The organism is Ruegeria sp. YTSA072, from assembly GCF_059610285.1.
The window spans coordinates 11,706-33,585 of record NZ_JBXWNI010000006.1 but is presented as its reverse complement, the minus strand read 5'-3'; the positions used below and the strand labels follow the sequence as shown (position 1 = coordinate 33,585).

Annotated in this window: 21 protein-coding genes and 1 tRNA gene; 15 read left to right on the top strand and 7 right to left on the bottom strand. The window is 55.4% G+C overall.

The window, feature by feature from the left end; all coding sequences use genetic code 11:
- Positions 1 to 239: 239 nt before the first annotated feature.
- The 3 genes from AC2FIB_RS11910 to AC2FIB_RS11900 all read right to left on the bottom strand — a co-directional run bounded on the left by AC2FIB_RS11910 (position 240) and on the right by AC2FIB_RS11900 (position 2,660).
- A complete protein-coding gene (locus AC2FIB_RS11910; RefSeq protein ID WP_496836325.1) occupies positions 240 to 605 on the bottom strand; it encodes an SPW repeat domain-containing protein in 366 nt (121 codons plus the stop codon).
- Positions 606 to 714: 109 nt separating this feature from the next.
- Positions 715 to 1,665, bottom strand: coding sequence for an AraC family transcriptional regulator (locus tag AC2FIB_RS11905; protein WP_496842137.1), 951 nt, complete (start codon positions 1,663 to 1,665; stop codon positions 715 to 717).
- Positions 1,666 to 1,793: 128 nt separating this feature from the next.
- Positions 1,794 to 2,660 carry a branched-chain amino acid aminotransferase gene (locus AC2FIB_RS11900; RefSeq protein ID WP_170561661.1) on the bottom strand — a complete coding sequence of 289 codons (867 nt, stop codon included), beginning with the start codon at positions 2,658 to 2,660 and terminating at the stop codon, positions 1,794 to 1,796.
- A 158-nt stretch (positions 2,661 to 2,818) separates the two neighbouring features.
- Here AC2FIB_RS11900 and AC2FIB_RS11895 point away from each other — a divergent pair, with 158 nt between their 5' ends.
- The 7 genes from AC2FIB_RS11895 (at position 2,819) to AC2FIB_RS11865 (ending at position 8,721) form a co-directional block, all read left to right on the top strand.
- Positions 2,819 to 3,331 carry a MarR family winged helix-turn-helix transcriptional regulator gene (locus tag AC2FIB_RS11895; protein ID WP_496842135.1) on the top strand — a complete coding sequence of 171 codons (513 nt, stop codon included), beginning with the start codon at positions 2,819 to 2,821 and terminating at the stop codon, positions 3,329 to 3,331.
- On the top strand, positions 3,328 to 4,029 hold the full coding sequence (locus tag AC2FIB_RS11890) for a response regulator (protein WP_496842133.1): 702 nt from the start codon (positions 3,328 to 3,330) through the stop codon (positions 4,027 to 4,029). Before AC2FIB_RS11895 ends, AC2FIB_RS11890 begins: the two co-directional genes overlap by 4 nt.
- A gap of 69 nt (positions 4,030 to 4,098) precedes the next feature.
- The gene (locus tag AC2FIB_RS11885; protein ID WP_496842132.1) at positions 4,099 to 5,025 is read left to right on the top strand and encodes a histone deacetylase family protein; all 927 of its coding nucleotides are present in this window, start codon (positions 4,099 to 4,101) and stop codon (positions 5,023 to 5,025) included.
- On the top strand, positions 5,022 to 5,264 hold the full coding sequence (locus tag AC2FIB_RS11880) for an exodeoxyribonuclease VII small subunit (protein ID WP_058272726.1): 243 nt from the start codon (positions 5,022 to 5,024) through the stop codon (positions 5,262 to 5,264). Before AC2FIB_RS11885 ends, AC2FIB_RS11880 begins: the two co-directional genes overlap by 4 nt.
- The gene (locus AC2FIB_RS11875) at positions 5,265 to 6,131 is read left to right on the top strand and encodes a polyprenyl synthetase family protein (protein ID WP_496842131.1); all 867 of its coding nucleotides are present in this window, start codon (positions 5,265 to 5,267) and stop codon (positions 6,129 to 6,131) included. It abuts the gene before it with no gap.
- A gap of 14 nt (positions 6,132 to 6,145) precedes the next feature.
- Complete coding sequence (gene dxs / locus AC2FIB_RS11870; RefSeq protein ID WP_496842130.1) at positions 6,146 to 8,074, top strand: 1-deoxy-D-xylulose-5-phosphate synthase; 1,929 nt, start codon at positions 6,146 to 6,148, stop codon at positions 8,072 to 8,074.
- Between the two features lie 224 nt (positions 8,075 to 8,298).
- Positions 8,299 to 8,721, top strand: coding sequence for a hypothetical protein (locus tag AC2FIB_RS11865; protein WP_496842129.1), 423 nt, complete (start codon positions 8,299 to 8,301; stop codon positions 8,719 to 8,721).
- Between the two features lie 78 nt (positions 8,722 to 8,799).
- Here AC2FIB_RS11865 and bfr read toward each other — a convergent pair whose 3' ends face one another.
- Positions 8,800 to 9,285, bottom strand: coding sequence for a bacterioferritin (bfr, locus tag AC2FIB_RS11860; RefSeq protein ID WP_108860610.1), 486 nt, complete (start codon positions 9,283 to 9,285; stop codon positions 8,800 to 8,802).
- 354 nt (positions 9,286 to 9,639) lie between these two features.
- Positions 9,640 to 9,715: transfer RNA gene (locus tag AC2FIB_RS11855), tRNA-Thr, on the bottom strand.
- A 223-nt stretch (positions 9,716 to 9,938) separates the two neighbouring features.
- On the opposite strand from AC2FIB_RS11855, the gene AC2FIB_RS11850 reads away from it, so the two are divergent.
- From AC2FIB_RS11850 to AC2FIB_RS11830, 5 genes are all read left to right on the top strand, one after another.
- The gene (locus AC2FIB_RS11850) at positions 9,939 to 10,772 is read left to right on the top strand and encodes an arsenate reductase/protein-tyrosine-phosphatase family protein (protein ID WP_496842127.1); all 834 of its coding nucleotides are present in this window, start codon (positions 9,939 to 9,941) and stop codon (positions 10,770 to 10,772) included.
- Positions 10,769 to 11,767, top strand: coding sequence for an ArsJ-associated glyceraldehyde-3-phosphate dehydrogenase (locus AC2FIB_RS11845; protein ID WP_496836336.1), 999 nt, complete (start codon positions 10,769 to 10,771; stop codon positions 11,765 to 11,767). The genes AC2FIB_RS11850 and AC2FIB_RS11845 overlap by 4 nt, the downstream gene beginning before the upstream one ends.
- A gap of 17 nt (positions 11,768 to 11,784) precedes the next feature.
- Positions 11,785 to 13,029: an organoarsenical effux MFS transporter ArsJ gene (gene arsJ / locus AC2FIB_RS11840; RefSeq protein WP_496842126.1), complete on the top strand. Its 1,245-nt coding sequence runs from the start codon at positions 11,785 to 11,787 to the stop codon at positions 13,027 to 13,029.
- Positions 13,026 to 14,048: an ACR3 family arsenite efflux transporter gene (gene arsB / locus AC2FIB_RS11835; protein WP_496842125.1), complete on the top strand. Its 1,023-nt coding sequence runs from the start codon at positions 13,026 to 13,028 to the stop codon at positions 14,046 to 14,048. Before arsJ ends, arsB begins: the two co-directional genes overlap by 4 nt.
- A gap of 246 nt (positions 14,049 to 14,294) precedes the next feature.
- A complete protein-coding gene (locus AC2FIB_RS11830) occupies positions 14,295 to 16,334 on the top strand; it encodes an HAD-IA family hydrolase (protein WP_496842124.1) in 2,040 nt (679 codons plus the stop codon).
- Between the two features lie 41 nt (positions 16,335 to 16,375).
- On the opposite strand, the gene AC2FIB_RS11825 is transcribed toward AC2FIB_RS11830, so the two are convergent.
- Together AC2FIB_RS11825 and AC2FIB_RS11820 are read right to left on the bottom strand one after the other, a co-directional pair.
- Positions 16,376 to 17,137, bottom strand: coding sequence for a hypothetical protein (locus AC2FIB_RS11825; RefSeq protein WP_496842123.1), 762 nt, complete (start codon positions 17,135 to 17,137; stop codon positions 16,376 to 16,378).
- Between the two features lie 9 nt (positions 17,138 to 17,146).
- Positions 17,147 to 18,844, bottom strand: coding sequence for a hypothetical protein (locus tag AC2FIB_RS11820; RefSeq protein WP_496842122.1), 1,698 nt, complete (start codon positions 18,842 to 18,844; stop codon positions 17,147 to 17,149).
- A gap of 553 nt (positions 18,845 to 19,397) precedes the next feature.
- Here AC2FIB_RS11820 and rfbC point away from each other — a divergent pair.
- From rfbC to rfbD, 3 genes are read left to right on the top strand one after another with little or no spacing between them, the layout of a single operon-like run.
- On the top strand, positions 19,398 to 19,967 hold the full coding sequence (gene rfbC, locus AC2FIB_RS11815) for a dTDP-4-dehydrorhamnose 3,5-epimerase (protein WP_496842121.1): 570 nt from the start codon (positions 19,398 to 19,400) through the stop codon (positions 19,965 to 19,967).
- Positions 19,964 to 21,004, top strand: coding sequence for a dTDP-glucose 4,6-dehydratase (gene rfbB / locus AC2FIB_RS11810; RefSeq protein ID WP_496842120.1), 1,041 nt, complete (start codon positions 19,964 to 19,966; stop codon positions 21,002 to 21,004). Before rfbC ends, rfbB begins: the two co-directional genes overlap by 4 nt.
- Positions 21,001 to 21,879 carry a dTDP-4-dehydrorhamnose reductase gene (rfbD, locus tag AC2FIB_RS11805; protein ID WP_496842118.1) on the top strand — a complete coding sequence of 293 codons (879 nt, stop codon included), beginning with the start codon at positions 21,001 to 21,003 and terminating at the stop codon, positions 21,877 to 21,879. Before rfbB ends, rfbD begins: the two co-directional genes overlap by 4 nt.
- The last annotated feature ends 1 nt before the right edge of the window (position 21,880 follow it).

Genomic DNA, 21,880 nt, shown 5'->3' with positions numbered 1-21,880 from the left:
TTGTCGGAATTTGCAAGATCAAAAAAACACATCCTGAGTAACCCCGAAGTTAACTGGCTTGGAGCGGAACTATTTCAGGCGTTTTGAGGAAACCAATTTCCTAAATTCTTACTTATTAGGCTCACATATGCTGATACACGGCGCGAACAAACAGATCAGCAAGCCGCCTGTCGGTGGGACAAGCGGCTTTGGTTTTTTGAGAATTCACCTTGTTGCGATCAATCCAAGGTGCGTCAGGTTCAAGCCGTAACACCCTGCTCTGGTGCGCTAAGCGAGATGACAGCGACAACCGCAGCCCCGTTCAGCCAGTAAAAGATCGCATCCAGGCCCGAAAACCCAAACAGGCTGGGCGCGGCCAGGAAAACGACTCCGACCAGAAGATCGACCGCCAAGTGAAAGTTGTAGGGAAGAACGCGCCAGATCCCCAAATGGTGATCGGTCAACACCGTCAGGACAAACGCCGCGACGCCGGTGACCACCGACAGCCACAACGCCATCGGGTTGGATTGCCCCAGTCCAAGCAAAAAGGGCAGCCCCATCAGCGCAAAGGCAACAGGGTAGTCCAGATAAGCGTGAATATTGCGGGTGACAAAGCGGAGAGACATGAGAGTTCCTTTCCTGATATGAGACAACCTCAAGCTAGGAAAGTAAGTCGGAACGTTTAATTCCGGATCGTTCGTAAAACGTTGCAGATCGTCCAGAGTTTCAATTCGATCAGTGCATTGATCGATAGGCGGCTGGCGATACGCCAACCTGCTTTTTGAACACCCGCGAAAAGGCGGCTTCCGAGGCATAGCCGACCTCGGCCGCGGCATCGGCCACGTTCCAGCGGGCCTCAGTCAATCCGTGACACGCAATCTGCATCCGCCAATCGGTCAGATACTGCATGGGCGTTGTCCCCATCTTGTCTGCGAATAGCTGTGCGAACGCAGTGCGAGACATTCCGGCCTCACGTGCCAGAGACTCGACGCTCCACTCTTGCGCGGGCGAATGGTGAAACGCAGTCAATGCACGCGAAATGCGGGAATCGGCGAACCCGGCAAGCGCGGTTTCGCTGGGGCTTTGATGTTCTAGATGGGCGCGTATGGCCTGCGCAAACAGGACCTCGGACAGTTTCAGCGCTATGAGGTCACCACCAATCCGCGCGCCGTTGATTTCGGACCCGATCATGCGCAGCGTGGCTTCGATCCAAGCCCCGGCTTCTTCGCCATAGTTTTCGATTAGGATGTATGGGGGAAGCCGATCAATCAGCATATGCCCGGTTCCCTGTCGCCCCGGCGGTCCGGTGAAAGAGAAATGACCGCAGATCAATTGCGTATCGCGGCTTTTGTCTTCGCCGCCATAAATCAGAACCCCGTCGCCCTTGTACCCGGCCTCTTCCAATACGTGTTCAAGCGGCAAGGCATCCAGCGGTTGAACCTCATTGCACAATAACGCGTGGGCTGATCCGTGCGGGATCACGATCAGATCGCCTTGCTTCAATCGCAGAGTTTGCCCTGTGGTAGAGACAAAAACTTTCAACTCTCCGCGTTGTACAAAGTGAAATCTGGCCACATTTTGATAGGCCGGCACCTGTATACCAAAGGGCGGCGTGAAAGAGGTTCGAAAGTAAAACGTGCCCTTCAAGGACAGGCGGGTGAGAATATCGCTAAGCAGATCCAACATTGGTTTAAGATAAGCGCGGCTGCGCGTTCGTCCAGCTATGTGGACGATCTGCAAAGATTCTTGGACGTGCGGCAATGAAAAAGCCCCCGCGAAAGCGCGAGGGCTTCTGTCAATGCATCTGAGAGTTATCAGGCGCGCACAAGTGCCTCATAATCGGCGGCGATCTCGCGGGTCAGGTCTCCGACCTCAAACGTATAATCGCCGATCTGGCCCACCGGGGTCACCTCAGCTGCGGTGCCGGTCAGCCAGCACTGTTCGAAATCCGCCATTTCCTCGGGCTTGATGCGGCGCTCATGGACGGTGATACCTTTGTCTTTCAGCATCTGAATGACGGTCTGACGGGTGATCCCGTTCAGAAAACAATCGGCCAGAGGTGTATGAACCTCACCATCTTTTACGAAGAACACATTCGCACCGGTCGCCTCGGCCACGTAACCGCGCCAATCCATGAACAGCGCGTCCGAGCAGCCCTTGGCCTCGGCCTTATGCTTCGAGATGGTGCAGATCATGTACAGACCCGCTGCCTTGGCGTGAACCGGGATGGTTTCCGGGCTGGGGCGCTTCCATTCCGCGATATCCAGCTTGGCGCCCTGCATCTTGGCGTCGCCATAATAGGCACCCCAGGGCCAGACCGCGACGGCCATCCGGACTGGGTTCTTGGCCGATGCCACACCCATATCGTCGCCCGAACCACGCCAGACCAGTGCCCGGACATAGGCGTCCTGCAAGCCGCTGGCTTTCAGTGCTTCTTCCTTGGCGGCCTCGATATCGTCCACCGAATAGGGCATCGGCATATCCAGCGCTTCGGCCGAGGCAATCAAACGCTCAGAATGTTCGCGACTTTTGAAGATCTTGCCGTTATAAGCACGCTCACCTTCGAACACCGAAGACGCATAGTGCATCGCATGGGTCAGGATGTGCACATTGGCTTCGCGCCAGGGCACCAGTTTGCCATCCAACCAGATGACACCGTCACGATCATCATACCCCGCCATGCGAAACCTCCTGACCTGGGAAAAATTTCCGATTATTGCGCTGGTTAAGTCCGTTTCGGACATAAAGTTACGCAAAAACTGCGATTCGATACCTGTCCACTCTTGGAATGTCAATAACGCTGACATAAACTCGGATAGAGTAACGAATGAGGCATACTATGTCGGATACCCGTCCCGCCCCAGCCTTTGGTGGCGAGAGCCTGTTGTTTTTGACCGACGAGCAGTTGCGGCAAGGAATTGAGGCGATGTTTTTCGCCTATCGCGGTTTTACCGCAGATCCCGATCGCATCCTGACCGAAATGGCCTATGGACGGGCGCACCATCGGGCAATCCACTTCATCAACCGTGCGCCGGGTACGACGGTCAATAACCTTCTGGCCATTCTGGGCGTAACAAAACAGTCTCTGAACAGGGTTTTACGGACGTTGATCGACGACGGTCTGGTCGAAAGCCGGGTCGGATCAGTGGACAAACGCGAAAGACACCTATTTCTGACAGAACAGGGCAAGGCACTAGAAGGCAAACTGTCTGAGGCGCAGCGCGTCCGAATGCGTGCAGCGTACAAAAAGGCGGGACCCGAGGCTGTGTCGGGGTTTCGTAAAGTGCTTGAAGCGATGATGGATGCTGATATGCGTCATGCCTATACGAAACTGCGGGAAACCACCTCATGAACGAAATGGATGCCCATCTGCTGATCGTCGACGATGACGAGCGCATTCGCGATCTGTTGAAGAAGTTTCTGATGCGGAACGGATTTCTGGTCACGGCTGCAAGGGATGCACCACATGCACGGCGGGTGCTTTCGGGGTTGGATTTCGACATGATCGTGCTGGACGTGATGATGCCCGGCGAGGATGGGGTCAGCCTGACCAAGGCGCTGCGCGAAACCCATACCACTCCTATCCTGCTGTTGACCGCGCGCGGTGAAACCGAACATCGCATTGCCGGGCTTGAGGCCGGTGCGGATGACTACTTAGCCAAACCGTTCGAGCCAAAAGAGCTGTTGTTGCGGATCAATGCGATCCTGCGTCGGATGCCAGAAACACCTGCGCAGGACGCGACGGCGAAGATACTGCATCTTGGCCCGATCCGGTACGATATCGAGCGTGGCGAGATGTGGCAGGGTGAAGACCCGGTGCGCCTGACGGCGACCGAAAGCCAGTTGATGAAAATTTTCTCGGCCCAGCCGGGCGAACCGATCAGCCGCACCAAACTGGTCGAAGATTTGGGCCGCGACAAAGGTCAGGCGCAGGAACGCGCGGTGGACGTTCAGATCACCCGTCTGCGCCGCAAGATTGAACAAGACCCCAAGCAGCCGCGTTACCTGCAGACCGTCCGCGGCGCCGGATATATGCTGGCACCAGATTGATTCAGCCGCGGCGCGGCGCTTTCTTGCCTTCGGCGAGGATATTTTTGGCCAGATGAAGATGGGATCCCGATGACAACCGCCCTTTTGACCCACGCCGATTGCCTTGATCACGTGACACCGCAAGGTCACCCCGAGAGGGTGGCGCGGTTAGAGCACATTCTTCACGCATTAGAAGGCTTGGAACTGACACGTGTAACCGCCCCTTTGGCGGCGGATGACGACCTTCTGCGCGTGCATCCGGAAAGCCATATCCGTAAAATCCGTAACAACAGGCCCTCCGATGGCTTCAAACAGATTGACGGCGACACCTTCATGTCTCCGGGGTCGGTGGACGCGGCTTACCGGGCTGCCGGTGCGGTTGTGCGGGCGGTGGATATGGTTTTGGGTGGCGAAGCCTCGAATGCGTTTTGCGCCATCCGCCCGCCCGGTCACCATGCCGAAACCGAAACGGCAATGGGGTTCTGCCTGTTTGGAAACGCCGCGCTGGCGGCCAAGCACGCATTGGATCATCATGGATTGAAACGCGTAGCCGTCGTCGATTTCGACGTTCACCACGGAAACGGCACGCAGGATCTGCTGTGGGACGAAAGACGTGCACTGGTGATCACCAGCCAGCAAATGCCGCTTTGGCCTGGATCAGGGCGCCCGGATGAAACCGGCGCTTATGAGACCGTTTTGAACATCCCGTTGGCGCCCGGCACAGGTGGGGCCGAGATGCGGACAGCTTACGAAACGCAAGCCTTCCCGAGACTGCGCGCATTCAAGCCGGAGCTGATCATCATTTCGGCAGGTTTCGATGCGCATCAGGACGATCCGCTGGCCAACTTGAACTGGTCCACAGGCGATTTTGCCTGGGTTACGGCTGAGCTGTGCAAGATCGCCGATGAGTTGTGTGAGGGTCGTATCGTCTCGACTTTGGAGGGCGGGTATGATCTGAACGCCCTTGCCGAGGCCACTCGTGCCCATGTGGAAGAACTGATGAAGGCAGCCCGATGACCGATACTCCTGTTGATCAGATGACATTCGAACAAGCGATGAAAGAGCTTGAGGCCGTTGTCGGCCAGTTGGAGCGTGGTGACGTGGCGCTGGATCAGTCCATTGCGCTGTATGAGCGCGGTGCCGCGTTGAAGAAACGCTGCGAAGACGAATTGAAGCGGGCTGAAGAAAAGGTCGCAGCCATTACTTTGGATGCCAATGGGCAGCCAACCGGGACGACGCCTGTCGAAGGTCAGTAAATGTTCAAGGAAATTCTGGCGCAGGATGCCTCGCGGATTCAGGCTCAGTTCGATCTGGTCCTAAGCGCGCTGGACGAATTGGATGTTACCCGGGCGATGGCCTACACCACGCAGGGCGGCAAGCGATTGCGTGGGTTTCTCGTGATGGAAAGCGCGCGGATGCATGGCATCGACTCAACACAGGCAATCTGGCCTGCGACAGGCATCGAAGCCCTGCACGCCTATTCGCTGGTCCATGATGACCTTCCCTGCATGGACGATGACGATCTGCGACGTGGACGTCCGACCGTGCACTTAAAGTGGGACGAAGGCACCGCCGTTCTGGCCGGTGATGCCCTGCAGACATTGGCCTTTGAGCTGTGCACCCGGCCCGAGGTCGGAAATGCAGAGGCTCGTGCTGAATTGGCTCTAACCCTGGCCAAAGCAAGCGGTGCGCAGGGAATGGTGCTGGGGCAAGCGCTGGATATGGCGGCTGAAACAGCGGCCGCGCCCCTGACACTGGAGCAGATCACCAAGTTGCAGGCGGGCAAAACCGGTGCTCTGATTGAATGGTCCGCCTGCGCCGGTGCGCGTTTGGCTCAGGCAGATCCCGAACCCTTGCGCCAATATGCCCAGGCGCTTGGCCTTGCTTTTCAGATCGCTGATGACATTCTGGATATTGAAGGTGATGTCGAGAAGGCCGGCAAACGATTGCAAAAGGACGCCCAGGCCGGCAAAGCCACGTTTGTTTCGCTTTTGGGTCTGAACGCCGCGAAATCCCGCGCCGTAGAACTGGTCGATCAGGCCTGCGCGGCGTTGGATGGTTACGGTGCCAATGCTGAAACCTTGAAGGACGCGGCACGCTTCGTTATTGCCCGGGACAGCTAAGCCAGGAACGCCACATGTCTGACCGCCCGAATACGCCCCTGCTGGACCTTGTGAACCGCCCTGCGGATCTCAAGCAGTTTTCGGACGCGCAGCTGCATCAGGTGGCGCAGGAATTGCGGTCCGAGACAATATCGGCCGTGTCTGTTACCGGCGGGCATCTGGGCGCGGGTCTGGGCGTGGTCGAATTGACGACCGCCCTGCACGCCGTGTTCGACACGCCGCGCGACAAGATCATCTGGGACGTTGGTCATCAGTGCTATCCGCACAAAATCCTGACCGAACGGCGCGACCGTATCCGTACCCTTCGCATGAAGGACGGGCTGAGCGGCTTCACCAAGCGCAGCGAAAGCCCCTATGACCCGTTTGGCGCAGCACACAGCTCAACCTCGATCAGTGCCGCGCTGGGGTTTGCCGTTGCGCGCGATCTGGGCGGTGTGACGCCCGAGGGATTGGGTGACGCGATTGCCGTGATCGGTGACGGTTCAATGTCTGCAGGCATGGCCTTTGAGGCGATGAACAACGCAGGCCATCTGAAAAAACGCCTGATCGTCATTCTCAATGACAATGAAATGAGCATAGCCCCGCCGGTTGGTGCCCTGTCCAATTACCTGTCCCGAATTTACGCAGAAGAGCCGTTCCATGATCTGAAAGCCGCCGCCAAAGGTGCAGTGTCTTTGTTGCCGGAACCTTTCCGCGAAGGGGCAAAACGCGCCAAGGAGATGCTCAAGGGCATGGCCGTGGGCGGCACATTGTTTGAGGAGCTGGGCTTTTCCTATCTCGGTCCGATCGACGGGCACGATATGGATCAGCTGTTGCCTGTCCTGCGCACGGTCAAGGCCCGCGCCACTGGCCCGATCCTGATCCACGTGCTGACAAAGAAGGGCAAGGGGTACGCCCCCGCCGAGCTAGCCAGGGACAAAGGTCACGCGACAGCAAAGTTCGACGTGGTAACGGGGGAGCAGAAGAAAGCGCCCTCAAACGCACCGTCTTACACGTCGGTCTTTGGCAAAACCCTGGTGGAAGAGGCCGCACGCGATGACAAGATCGTTGCTGTCACGGCCGCGATGCCCGACGGAACTGGGCTGAACCTGTTTGCGGAACGCTATCCGTCGCGCTGTTTCGATGTGGCGATTGCCGAACAACACGGTGTGACCTTCGCCGCCGCTCTGGCTGCGGGGGGGATGAAGCCCTTCTGCGCAATTTATTCCACATTTTTGCAGCGTGGCTACGATCAGGTCGTGCATGACGTGGCCATTCAGCGCCTGCCGGTTCGATTTGCGATCGACCGTGCGGGGTTGGTGGGCGCGGATGGCGCGACCCATGCGGGGTCGTTCGATATCGCCTATTTGTCCAACCTGCCCGGCATCGTGGTCATGGCCGCGGCGGATGAGGCCGAGTTGGTGCATATGGTGGCCACCGCCGTCGCGCATAATGAAGGCCCGATTGCCTTCCGCTATCCTCGCGGCGAAGGTGTCGGCGTCGACTTGCCCGAACGTGGGGAAGTTCTGGAAATCGGCAAAGGCCGGATCATCCAAGAAGGCGCGCGGGTCGCACTGTTGTCCTTCGGGACACGGCTGGCCGAAGTGCAGAAAGCGGCTGAAGCTCTGGCCGCGCGTGGGATCAACCCCACTATCGCTGATGCTCGATTTGCCAAGCCCTTGGACCACGACCTGATTTTGGATCTGGCCGCCAACCACGAGGCGTTGATCACCATTGAAGAAGGTGCCATCGGCGGCTTTGGCAGCCATGTTGCCCAACTTTTGGCCGATGAAGGCGCCTTTGACCAGGGTCTCAGGTATCGCTCGATGGTTTTGCCCGACACCTTCATAGATCAGGCCAACCCTGCGGATATGTACGCAGTCGCGGGTCTGAATGCCGAGCAAATCGAGGCCAAAGTGCTGTCCGTACTGGGTGTTGCAACCATCGGTGAAAAACGTGCCTGAGTCATGACGCTAGGCAACTGAATTTCACCGTTGTTTGAAAATCTGCGAGCACCGCTTTTGCGGAAATTTCGGGCAGCCGCCGAATTCAGCCGGTTTTGGGTGAGTCCTTGAGAACACAGGAACTACTTGAGTCGCGGCGCAACGTTCCCGCTTTCCCGCATTTCTGATAGTAGTAAGAAAAACAAAAACTCCACCCTTGAGCAGGCGGGCGGATGAGAAACATAATGGCAGCTTTGGTCGCGCTTTTTTTGATGAGCGTGGCGGCAAGTTCAAAAGAGATTCAGGTTGGCAATGATCCGGGCGGGCGGATTGTGGATCGCATGGTCCAGATCGAAATCGCCAACCGGACCAACGCGCAATTCCAGATCAACGGGGACTATTGCCACTCTAGTTGCACCATGCTGCTGGGTGCGGACGATGTTTGTGTTTCGCCCGAGACGATCTTTGGTTTTCACGGCCCCCATCACCCAAACCGAACGAAAATGACGGCAGATGAGTTCGACAGGAAAAGCGCGTCGCTATCCAGCTACTACCCAAATCCGGTCAGAACCTGGTTCATGTCCAAAGCGCGGTTTGCCGAACCAAATGAGCTTTTGTTCGTGACCGGTGAATACCTGATAGGTCTCGGTGTGCGGGAATGCGCTTAGGCCGACGATGCCCTAATCCTGCAACCGCCTGCTGTCAAGAATCCCAACGTCTGCGGCCATTGTCGCCAACACGACCACCTATTCGGCGTCTTCCATTTTTGTTGCGTTGAGTTGCGCGAAAAGTTCTGGCCCGACGCGATCATACAGTTCGATCTGAGTCTCCAGAAAGTCGATATGGCCTTCTTCATCCGACATCAGGCTTTCGAACAATCCCATCGAGACATAATCTCCGGCCTCTTTGCAGACATCCCGCGCCTCTTTGTAAAGCGCGCGCGCGCTTTGTTCCGCCGCAAGATCGCATTCCAGCGTTTCCCGGGGGTTTTCGCCGATCCGCAGGGGATCAAGTTTTTGCAGGTTGGGATGACCTTCCAGAAAAATGATCCGTTCGATCAGTTTGTCGGCGTGTTCCATCTCTTCAATGGATTCTTCTCGACTTTTCTTGGCCATGCTGCCAAGGCCCCAATCGTCTTGCAGGCGATAATGCAACCAGTATTGGCTGACGGCCGTTAGTTCGTGGCGCAGAGCTTTGTTCAGGTATTCAATTACCTTTTTGTCACCTTTCATGATGAAACTCCTTGTCTATGTCTAAGAACTGGCGTGGAAACAACTTTTAAAGCTGAATGCTACCACCAGAGCGGCTTAACCCAAAACCTTCAAATATCTGTCTTAAAATAGGTATTTGCAAATTTCCTGACGATTCTCGTTTGTATCATAACCCGTCACTTGAAAGCGTTTTTCCACCGCACATACGGTTCCCTGATACCTGCTTACCGATCGGAAGCATGGCCCTTGCGGATGAAAATCACGCAGGCAAAAAGCTTCGGAGATTGAGCTGCGCTAGCATCCGATGATAGCCCGCAGGATCGAACCAAAAGTGAGTTACGAGGTAGGCCGCTAGCTTGACTATCCAAGGGAAAGTGGTGCCTCAAGAGGGACTCGAACCCCCGACCTTGTCCTTACGAAGGACCTGCTCTACCAGCTGAGCTATTGAGGCAAGCGACGGTTCCTTTAAACCCTCGGGCAGATGCGTGCAAGTCTCGATATCCTCGGACGCCTACCGGTGTGTGATGGTGATTCCCACAGCTCAGATCGCTTGAAGCCCATTCCATCACCACGCTCCAGCAAGAATATCACGCCTGTTCCAACGCTTACGCTCACCTTCGATGGCCATGTATTTTCGGTTGACTGGTTTGTCTTATTTTAATATTTCATGAAATATGATAGAACAGATAACAGACCAATTGGCCATCCTGGGTCATCCGCAGCGTATCCTTGTGTTTCGCATGCTCATGCGACGTTTTCCTGACAGTGTTCCGGCGGGCGAGCTGGCGGCGGAGCTCGACGTGAAGGCCAGCACCTTGTCGAACTATCTGAACGCGCTTCAGCGTTCGGGGCTGGTCAAGCAGGAACGTTCTGGGACGTCGCTGCTCTATTCGATTGAAATGAAAAACGTGCAGCAGATGCTTGATTATCTGATTGTCGATTGCTGTCGCGGTCGCCCTGATATCTGCATGCCATTTTCTCAGGGAAATGAGGCCGCGACAGACCGTAAGTTCAACGTCTTGTTTTTGTGTGTGGGCAATTCTGCCCGCTCGATTTTTGCGGAATCCCTGCTGCGCACGTTGGGGGGCGACCGGTTCAACGTTTTCTCGGCCGGCACGCAACCCACATCCGAGCTCAACCCGATGGCCGTGCAAGTTCTGGACGACAAAGGACACGACACATCCATCCTGCGGTCCAAGAACATGTCCGAATTTGCAACCCCCGGCGCGCCTGAGATGGATTTCGTCTTCACGGTCTGCAATCAGGCCGCAAATGAAGAATGCCCCGCTTGGGAAGGCCAGCCAATCAGTGGCCATTGGGGCATGCCGGACCCGGTCAGGGCCGAGGGCACGGATGCCGAAAAAAGCCTTGCATTTCAACATGCATATGGCGCGCTCAAGCGCCGGATTGAGGCCTTTACGTCTTTGCCGGTCGAAAGCCTCGACCGGATCGCACTGCAATCTGCTGTTGATGACATCGGCAGGACGCCTACTGAGGACATGAAATGACGACTTATGCTGTAAACGGATTGGGCCGGATGGGAAAGCTGGCCTTGAAACCGCTGCTCGACAAAGGCGCAAAGATCGCCTGGATCAATGATGCGGTGGGCGACCCCGAGATGCACGCGCACCTGCTGGAGTTTGACACCGTACATGGCCGCTGGGATGCCGCGTTCGCGCATGACGCCGACAGCGTTACGATCAACGGCACCCGCCTACCCTTTATCGGCACCAGAGATCTGGCGGAACTACCGCTGGACGGTGTCGATGTGGTGATCGACTGCACCGGTGTTTTCAAGACTCAGGCCAAGCTGGCCCCCTATTTCGAAGCGGGTGTTAAGAAGGTTGTTGTCTCGGCCCCGGTCAAGGATGGCCCGACCGCCAACATCGTTATGGGCGTGAACGAGGCCACTTATGATCCGGATGTCCACAGCATCGTGACGGCGGCCTCGTGCACCACGAATTGTCTGGCCCCAGTGGTCAAGGTCATCCACGAAAACCTTGGTATTCGCCACGGGTCGATGACCACTATTCACGACGTGACCAACACGCAAACCATCGTGGACCGCCCCGCCAAAGATCTGCGCAGGGCGCGATCTGCTTTGAACTCTCTGATCCCGACCACCACCGGGTCGGCCACGGCAATCACGCTGATCTACCCGGAACTCAAGGGGCGGCTGAACGGCCACGCGGTGAGGGTTCCCTTGCTGAATGCCTCGCTGACCGACTGCGTCTTCGAGGTTGAGCGTGAAACCACAGTCGAAGAGGTCAACGCGCTTTTCAAGGCCGCGGCCGAAGGTGAGTTGAAAGATATCCTTGGCTATGAGACGCGGCCGCTGGTTTCCACCGACTACACCAACGACGAACGGTCCTCGATTGTGGATGCGCCCTCGACCATGGTGGTGAACGGGACACAGGTGAAGATCTATGCCTGGTACGACAATGAAATGGGTTACGCGCATCGTCTGGTCGACGTTGCCCTGATGGTTGGTGCATCGCTGTGACCCAAAGGCCCGAAAGTATGTCGGCCTATATCACGGTCACAGCAGCCTATTGGGCCTTCATGCTGACCGACGGGGCCCTGCGTATGCTGGTGCTGCTGCACTTTCATAGCATGGGATTCTCGCCGGTTCAGTTGGCATATCTGTTTGTTCTGTATGAGATCGCCGGCATGGGCACGAACCTTGCTGCCGGTTGGATCGCGGCGCGGTTCGGGCTGACATCGACGCTTTATGCAGGGCTGGCACTGCAGATTGCAGCGTTGCTGGTTCTTACGCAACTAGACCCTAATTGGGCGATCCCGGTAAAAGTTGTCTTTGTGATGATTGTGCAAGGGGCCAGTGGGGTTGCAAAGGACCTGGCCAAGATGTCCTCAAAATCCGCCGTCAAACTGCTGGCCCCGACCGAGGGCGGAGGGTTGTTTCGCTGGGTCGCTATTTTGACCGGCTCGAAGAACGCTGTGAAAGGGTTTGGGTTTCTGCTTGGGGCGGCACTGTTGGCGACAGTGGGCTTCATGTGGGCCGTTCTGGCTATGGCGATCATACTTGCTGCATTCCTCGTCGCCGTCATCCTGTTCATGCCGACCGGCCTGCCCAAAGGGCGCAAAAGCGCCAAGTTCTCCGAGGTCTTCTCAAAATCCGCCAATGTGAACTGGCTATCCGCCGCTCGTGTCTTCTTGTTTGGCGCGCGGGACGTGTGGTTCGTGGTCGGCATTCCGATCTATTTTTACGCAGTTCTGTCGGATGGAACTGAGGATGGCAACCGTGCCGCATTTTTTATGATCGGCACATTCATGGCCGTTTGGGTCATACTTTACGGCGCTGTTCAGGCCAGCGCGCCGAAAATCCTGCGCGCAAAGGAACGCCCGGAAGGGGATCTTATCCTCGCCGCCAGGAATTGGGCCGCGGCGCTGTTCTGCGTGCCTGCTGCCCTGACCATCGCGGTTCTGCTCTCATCCGGCCCCGAGACATGGCTGACCGTTACGCTGGTTGTGGGCCTATTGGCATTTGGGGCAATCTTCGCCGTCAATTCGGCGCTGCATTCATACCTCATCCTGGCCTTCACCAAGTCCGAGCGTGTGACGATGGATGTGGGCTTTTACTACATGGCCAACGCGACTGGTCGCTTGGTCGGCACTGTCCTGTCGGGACTTACCTATCAGATTGGCGGGCTTCCACTGGTTCTGGGCACCGCTGCTGCTATGGTCGCGCTGGCCGCCCTGACATCCGGCAAACTAACCGACCAGACGAATGAGGCATATACATGAGCATCTTCGAACGCTACCTGACCGTCTGGGTCGCGCTGGCCATGGTTGGCGGCGTATTGATCGGACTGGTTGCACCCGGCCTGGTTCAACTGATCGCCTCGGCCGAAGTGGCCAGCGTCAATCTGGTCGTGGCCTTTCTGATCTGGGCGATGGTCTACCCCATGATGGTCGGCGTCGACTTCGGCGCAGTGGCGGGCGTTGCACGCCAGCCACGCGGGCTGATCGTGACGCTGGTGGTCAACTGGCTGATTAAGCCGTTCACCATGGCCTTTCTGGCGGTTTTGTTCTTTGAGCACGTCTTCGCACCATGGATCGAACCTGAAGACGCGGCTCAATATACGGCCGGGCTGATCCTGCTGGGTGCTGCACCGTGCACCGCCATGGTGTTCGTCTGGTCTCAGCTGACTAGGGGCGATGCGACCTATACGCTGGTGCAGGTTTCCGTAAACGACTTGATCATGGTGGTGGCATTCGCCCCAATCGTGGCCTTTCTGCTGGGTGTGACCGACATTCAGGTTCCATGGCAGACACTGGTTCTGGCAACTGTGTTGTATGTGGTATTACCGCTGATCGCCGGCCTGATAACGCGCCGTACATTGGGATCGCCCCAGGCCATCGACGCATTTTCCGCACGTGTCAAACCGTGGTCGGTCATGGGCCTGATCGCCACTGTCGTCATTCTGTTCGGCTTGCAGGGACAGACCATTCTGGCCAAACCGCTGGTGATTGTCCTGATCGCAGTACCCATCCTGATCCAGAGCTACGGTATCTTTGCGCTAGCCTACGGCACAGCCTTTGCGTTGAAAGTGCCGCACCGGATCGCCGCACCTTGCGCCATGATCGGCACGTCGAACTTCTTTGAGCTGGCTGTCGCTGTGGCCATCAGCCTGTTCGGTCTGAACTCGGGCGCGGCGCTGGCGACGGTTGTCGGTGTTCTGGTTGAGGTCCCGGTGATGCTGTCGCTGGTTGCCTTCGCAAACCGCACACGCGCGTGGTTTCCGGAAAAGGAAACGATCTAGAATGTGACTGTTTCGCTTCGATCCGCTATCGTTTGCAATAATGAAAGTTACCCGCGCCACGACCTAGCGTGGTGCGCCACACTTCGCACCACGCAATTTTAGTACGAGCAGCCGGTAATGTGGGTGTGACAGTGTCCGAAGACAAGGGTGGTTCTAATCAAGTTTCAGCTTGTAAATTTTGATCCGTTGAACGAGGTACGTCCCCACAATTGTTACGAGATTACGGCGATTTCTGAAACGAGCACCATGGCAGACAAAACTAAACAGCGTGAGGCATCATTGCCATCTACAAGCGAAGTTGACAAAAAAAACGTCGTTTCGTCTAGCGGCAAGGTTTTTGAGCAGATCGAAACGCATGATTTCCTGTCAGTGGATGTTTTTGATACGTTGCTGTTTCGCCATTGCAAATCTCCTGTCGACGTCTTTGATTTCATGTCCACGCGGCAACAAACAAAACAAGTAACCGAGTATTTCAAGGACTACCGGGAAGCTGCTGAACAGTTGGCGCGCGAGGATTCCGAAAAGCGAGGTTTGGAAGATGTCTCGCTGGACGAGATTTACCTTTGTTTTGAACTGTTGACGAACTGCAGTCAGCAACAAGCTGAGCAAATCAAACGGCTTGAACTTGAAACTGAAATGGACTTACTTCACGCAACCAGTTTTGGCCGTCAACTGGTTGCACATTTACAGAAAATTAAAAAGCGTCTCGTCATCACATCGGATATGTACCTGCCGCAGGACTATCTTGAGAAAGCACTGCAAGCAAAAGGCATAACAGGCTGGGAACGCGTTTTCGTCTCAAACGAGCAAGGAAAAACCAAACATTCCGGTAGTCTATTCGACGACGTAGCCGCGCACTTTGGTGTGCCGAATGACCAAATTCTTCACATTGGCGACAATCGGCATGCAGATGGCAAAATGGCCATCAACGCCGGTATGCGCTCTCATGTTGTTTTGGCCAGTAAGGATGTGCCTGCAAGATCTCCAAAGCCAAAGCGTCATTCCAATCTATTGGCTGGACAACGCCCGATTTCACAGATTTTTGCTGCGAATTTCCTGGAAACCCATCACTACGACTCTGAGAAACTGGACTTTCGAACATTATCCGACGACCAGTATTTCGAGGCCTTCGGAGCGGTACTGGTTGCCCCTTTGATCACATCCATGATGATCTGGATGAAGCAGGAGATGGAAAGCAGAAAAATCTCACGGATCGCATTTCTTGCGCGTGATGGCATGTTTCCCAAAGCCGCATTCGAACTGATGTGGCCTGAAGGTTTTGACACCCAGTACGTAGGCGCATCCCGACGATTGCTCACCTTGCCATTTACGGTTCTGGAGCCCGAGACCATTGGCGGGATGCTTCACGCCACGCTTGAGGGCTCCGAAACGATCGATGATTTCTTAGCCAAGATCTCAGGCGGGCCAATACTGAAGACGTTGTTTGAAGGCCATGGTGTCAAGGGTACTGAACCGCTTGAGCGCAAAACCAGAAAAAAGATCCTGGGCCTACTGAAGGACAACCCTGACACCTTTTTTCAGTCCTTCGAACATGAACGGGCCGTGCTGACAAAGTACTACCGCACGGCCTTCCCCGCGGGCACGAAAACTGCGGTTTTTGACGTCGGTTGGCGCGGCAGCCTACAGCGATCCATTTGCGAGATCGTGGACCCCAAAGCCGATGTGTTGGGCCTGTATTTTGGAACAGGCTGGCAAGCAGCTTCGATCCTCAGCCGTAGCGGACTGGAATATGAGAGCTACGCAATTTCAAATGGAATGCCTGTGGTCATGCAGCCGTGGGTCAATGATTTTCGGGACATTGTCGAATTTCTCTGCTCGGCAGACCACGGGAGTGTGCTGCGAATTCTCGAAGATGATACTGGTGACATGTCGTGGGACATCGCGGAAGTCAGCGAATTGGAGGCGGCTAACCTCCGTCGGGCGAAGATAATTCAAGATGCCGCGCTACAAGCAATCGGATCCGTTTTGCAAGCGATGCCTGTCGACACTTTGGCCAAGTACACCGACCCAAAGGATGAGAAGGACATGCGGCAATTCCTGAGCAAGCCGCATCGTCTGGACGCTCTGCGATTCAAGAACGTCAGAGTTTTTGCGGGTGTCGGCGACACCACGGGCGAAAGTTTGACGCGAATTGGAGAACTCAATACACATTACCGCAATGCAAAGAACAGCCGTTGGCGGGCCGCGTACGGTGCGCAGCTAAACCCGTTCTCCTACGCCTGGTTAAAGTTTGTGCTACGCAAACGAAAGAAGATAAAGTTATAGCAGCCCAGCCGCGGCGCACCGAGTTTGCAGAAGCCGAGCGATCAGGACGCGGATTTGTTCCTGAGATCACGCCGCTTTTTGGTATTGGCTGGGATATCATAGGTAAAGTTGGCTTCAAGATCAGCCGCCTTTCCCCCGATAAAAGAGCAGCTTCCCGGCATAGCAACATTTGGGTATTTTTCGCCCAGATGCCGGATACCGCGCCAATAGCGCTCGGTGGCATATCCTTTTGAGTAATGTTGAAACTCAAGCGGAACGACCAGAACCGGGATGCCGAAATTTTCCTGAGCATTGATGCAAAGATCTTCGGCATAGAGGTCGAACGTCAGGGTTTGGTCAAATCGCAACCCCGACCGTTCCCGCAGAAGCCGGGTGTGTAGCAGGATCGCTACGCAATCCAATGTTTCAACCCAGGTAGGGGCAGTTATCGGCAAGCCAACTTGCTGGACGCTGGTGCCATCCCGATCGCTGCATTTATGCTGCCCATACGCGTTCGGAAGGTGCCCGCTCATCCTTATACCGAAAGTGCCATATACAGCTTCTTTAGCCAGACTTACGGTGTCCAACAACTCACCTTGAACTTCAAAATCCTCGTGGACAAAGAACAGCCATGCGTCTTCATCAAGGTGTTTTTCTATGATTTCATTATAAAGCTCGGGCAAACCTGCGGACCTATCGCGATTATCGATTAGGTGAATGTCTTGGCCGGACAAGTACGGGTTTCTGGTGAACAGATCCGTGGCCATCGTCTCGTTCACAAACGGAACAAAAATCCTTAGTGGATCTCTTACTTTGGTGTTCATAATCCAGCCTCAATTGTTCCCGGAGCGCCGCAAATAACGCCGAATGGAGTTCCAGTAAGATATTTTTAAAGGGTGACGAAACATAATTCGACGCCAGTTCATTTGCCCAATGTCATCACGCAAGGACAACTCTTTTATGGCAGCTGGAAGAAGTAGATCATAGTTTTCCAACCGACGCTCTGTCAGCAGATTTTCCATGGTCGGCAAAGTGTGAGGCGACGCTGGCGTAAACTTCCAGACGGAGCCGATGGATGTCCAGCTATCTTGGTCTCGATGCAAGAGATGTGGCACGTCTTCGAGTGCGCGGATTTCCGGTTCCGTTGGAATCGAAACCAGGCGCGAAAAGCAACGTCGATTGTAGTCTGTAAGTCCCCGGCGGTCTAACGCGTCTTTCATAGGGGCAATCTTGCGAAGAAATTCCAGAGCCCCTCGATGGACATCTTGCAAAGCGATGCATCTAATCCGGTTGGGCGCGTCGTTCTTGTCACCTGAAGATTTGGGTTCCGTATCCAGATTCGAAAAAAGAAACTCGAAATGCACGACGCCGTTCGTTGCCGCCACATCGAAATTCGCCACGCTCAAACCGTCAAACAAATAGGCTGAAAGTCCTTCCCTGTCGCCAGAGTCGTTGCGCAATCCCAAGCAGTAACAATGCACACGCGACTGGCCCATTGTGCCGATCGGACCGACGGGCGGAAGGTTACAGTCAACATCCACGATGGCGGCATTTTGTGCGTCTTGTCTGATATGTTTCTCAAGGCCCCGCTTTAGAAGCTCGCCCTCAACCTTGGGATCTTCTGAAAGATCGACCGGAAGAGATTCTTTGACGTCGATGACCGAATATTCCGGTGTTGAAAGCTGCAATATGTCCAACGCCTGTTCGATAATGTGACTTTGGCCAGCCGGCAAAAGAAGATGATCAACTTCATCTCGCTTTGAACGCTCTGCGATGTAGTCACAAAACCCGAACAGCAAGGGCCCGCACATGTTGAAACCAAAACCGTAAAGGTCGGATTCTTCCGGGTCTAGATGTGGCAGGCGAGCCGCGATTTGGCCCAATATCAAATCCGCAGTAAGTGAACCCTCATCGTAATTCGGGTCGGTAAAAGGGGCTTTGTCTTGCTTCAGGCAAGCCTGGCGTGACCGCACGTGAATTGTTGTAACGTCGCGGGCCAACGCATTTTCGACATCAGCGATCAGATCTCCGCCAAAATGCAGAACGCGTTGCGGCGCGACCCCTTCTTTGTCGGCCACGTGAGAAAACATGCGCCCGTTGAATTTTCCAAGTCCATGTCGGCGGCTTTCACAAGAAGTGTACACCTCATCCAGTACAATCCCGCTTGCTTCAAGCCGCCCCGAAACTTCTGACTTGTTCAGATAGGTGTCGCTGATGCCGATTACCCGCTTACCTTTTTGCCGGGCGGTTTCTGCAACCATTTTAAAAGCCTGATCTGCATAGGCGAGGCCCTTCTCATACACCCGTTCGTCATCCGGTTTGACGCCGTGGCCCGGCAGGAGGACCGAAAGAACCTCATAAATTTCGTCCAGGCTGATTTCAGGACTTTTCTCCGTTCCGAACCGCCGCCGCGCAAGCTGTTCTGCTTTCAATCTTGCGGAGCAAAAGTCGTCGATTTCTAGCGATTGACCCATGTACCGAAAAACATCATGTGGACTTGGAACATACCGCGCCAGCAGCGTGCCGAACACATCAAACGAGATGACATCATGACTATCAATGAGGTTCGATAATGTCGAAAACGCGCGCCCTGTCCGTCGAACAATCTCGGCCCTGTTTCGTTCCAGCGAAGTCATGAACCCTCCAGCATGAGGTAAGTGTCAAATTCAACGGCACTAATACCAAGTCTCATGAGAGGCTGCCAGTTATCAAACCGATAGTACAGACGTAAGCACCTGGTAGCACGAAGGCGGGCTTGGCTAAGACCACATGAAACCGCGTCAGGCGTTCAAGATAGCCTGCGATCAACCGATTCAAAAGATTTGCATTAGTTATCGCTACTGAGAGACCAAATCGTGCCCCGCGAAAAATACTTACAAACAAGTTTCCTACCCTGAACATTGCCGGTTGAACCTTCGCAAGATCGCGATTTTGCCATATGATGCGGTGCGCTTGCGATGGCGAACGTGACACAATCCCGATCCGCGATCACAGAAATTGGATGTTGTCGAATGCTCGCGATTGCGTTAGCCCATTCTGGGCTCTGCTAGCGCAGTAATCTGGCACTGATAGGTACTGTTTATTATGGAATTCAAATCCCTCGCCATACCCGAGGTTTTGCTGATTTCGCCGAGGCGGTTTGGCGATCACCGTGGCTTTTTTGAAGAAACATACAATAGCGTTCAATTTTCAACCGCCGGGATCGAAACGGTTTTTGTTCAGGACAATCACTCCTTGTCCAGCGAGGTCGGAACCGTCCGAGGCCTGCACTTCCAGGCACCACCGAAAGCACAAGCAAAGCTTGTACGCTGCGGGCGCGGTATGTTGTTTGATGTCGCTGTAGATATTCGCAAAGGCTCGCCAACCTTCGGTCAGTGGGTTGGCGAAGAGCTGAGCTTTGAAAACGGGCGCATGCTGCTGGTTCCCGCAGGTTTTGCCCATGGGTTCATGACGTTGGAGCCTGACACTGAAATCGTATACAAGTGTTCTGATACTTACGCCCCCGAAACAGAAGGCGCCGTACGCTGGGACGACCCTGATATCGGCATCGAATGGCCGCTGAAGCCGGCCGAGGTAAAGCTCTCGGACAAGGACGCCGCAGCGCTGCTCTTATCGGGTCAAGAGTCCCCCTTTTCTTTTGAGGATACGGAATGAAACTTCTGGTTACCGGAGGCGCCGGTTTCATTGGCTCCGCCGTTGTTCGCCGTGCAATTGCTCAGGGCCACTCGGTCGTCAATGTGGATGCGCTGACCTATGCGGCCTGCCTCGACAATGTCGCAATGGTCGCGGATGCGCCGGGCTATGCCTTTGAACATGCCGACATCCGCGATGCTGCGGCGATGGCGGCCATTCTAAAAACGCACCAGCCAGATGCGATAATGCATCTTGCGGCCGAAAGCCATGTTGATCGATCAATCGATGGCCCCGCCGCATTTATCGATACCAATGTGACCGGCACCTATGTGTTTTTGGAGGCCGCGCGCGCCTATTGGACCGAAGCCGGCAAGCCCGCAGACTTTCGCTTTCACCACATATCGACCGATGAGGTTTTTGGGTCTCTGGGGGAAACCGGCTTTTTCACCGAAGACAGCCCCTACCAGCCAAACTCGCCCTATTCGGCCTCGAAAGCGAGTTCGGATCACCTTGTCCGAGCGTGGCACGAAACCTATGGGCTGCCGATTGTTCTGACAAATTGTTCAAACAATTACGGCCCGTTCCAGTTTCCTGAGAAACTGATTCCGGTCGTGATCCTAAAAGCCCTGTCGGGGGAGCCGATTCCGATATATGGGCAGGGCGATAATATTCGCGACTGGCTGCATGTTGAAGATCACGCAGAAGCACTGTTGCTGGTGCTCGAAAAAGCCCCATCTGGCTCAAGTTACAACATCGGCGGCGAAAATGAGATGACAAATCTTGCACTGGTCCAAATGTTGTGCGGCATTCTGGATCGACTTCGTCCGGCCAGAACACCCTATGCTGAACAGATCACTTTCGTTACGGATCGGCCCGGTCACGACCGTCGCTATGCAATTGACCCGACACGGATCGTCGAAGACCTCGGCTGGCATCCGGCGTATACGCCAGAGACCGGGTTGGAGCAGACGGTTCAGTGGTACCTGGACAACGAAGCGTGGCTGAACACGCTTTTGGCCCGCGACGGTGTCGGCGAACGACTTGGTGTCGCCAAATGAAAGTTCTTGTCTTTGGCCTGAATGGACAGGTCGCCACGGAACTGCAAAAGCAAGCGCCCGCACGTGGCATAGTGGTGGAAGCGCTGGGGCGATCGGAAGCCGATCTGACCGATCCCGCAATGTGCGCCGAACGTATACGCGATACGGATGCGGATGTTGTGATAAACGCCGCAGCCTATACTGCCGTCGACAAGGCCGAAAATGAGCGCGATATTGCCCAACTGGTAAACGCCGACGCACCAGGAGCCATGGCGCGCGCGGCGGCGGTGCGCGGTATTCCATTTCTCCACATCTCCACCGACTATGTCTTTGACGGGTCTGGTGACACCCCGAGATCGACAGAAGATCCAACAGGTCCGCTTGGCGTATATGGAAGCACCAAGCTGGAGGGCGAAAGACAGGTGACTGCGGCCGGTGGGTGGCATGGAATCCTACGTACGAGTTGGGTTTTCTCGGCGCACGGAAGCAATTTTGTGAAGACGATGCTGAGACTGGCTGAAAGCCGTGATCAACTGAGCGTTGTCGCCGACCAGATTGGCGGGCCCACGTCTGCGGCGGATATCGCCACGACACTATTGACCATGGCCGAGAAAGGATCAAAGGTCGATGGCGGCCTGTTCCACTATACCGGCGCGCCGGATACCAGCTGGGCAGATTTCGCGCGCGAGATCTTTCAGCAGGCAGGGCTTGCGACCTCAGTTAAGAATATCCCGACCATCGCGTACCCGACCCCCGCTGCGCGCCCTCAAAACTCGCGGCTGGATTGCTCGCGGCTGAAAAAGGCCTACGGGCTTTCACGCCCTGACTGGAAAGCAGGCCTTGCGGACGTGCTGGCGCAGTCAGATCAGGTCAAAAACCCGTCTTCGAAAGGTTAGG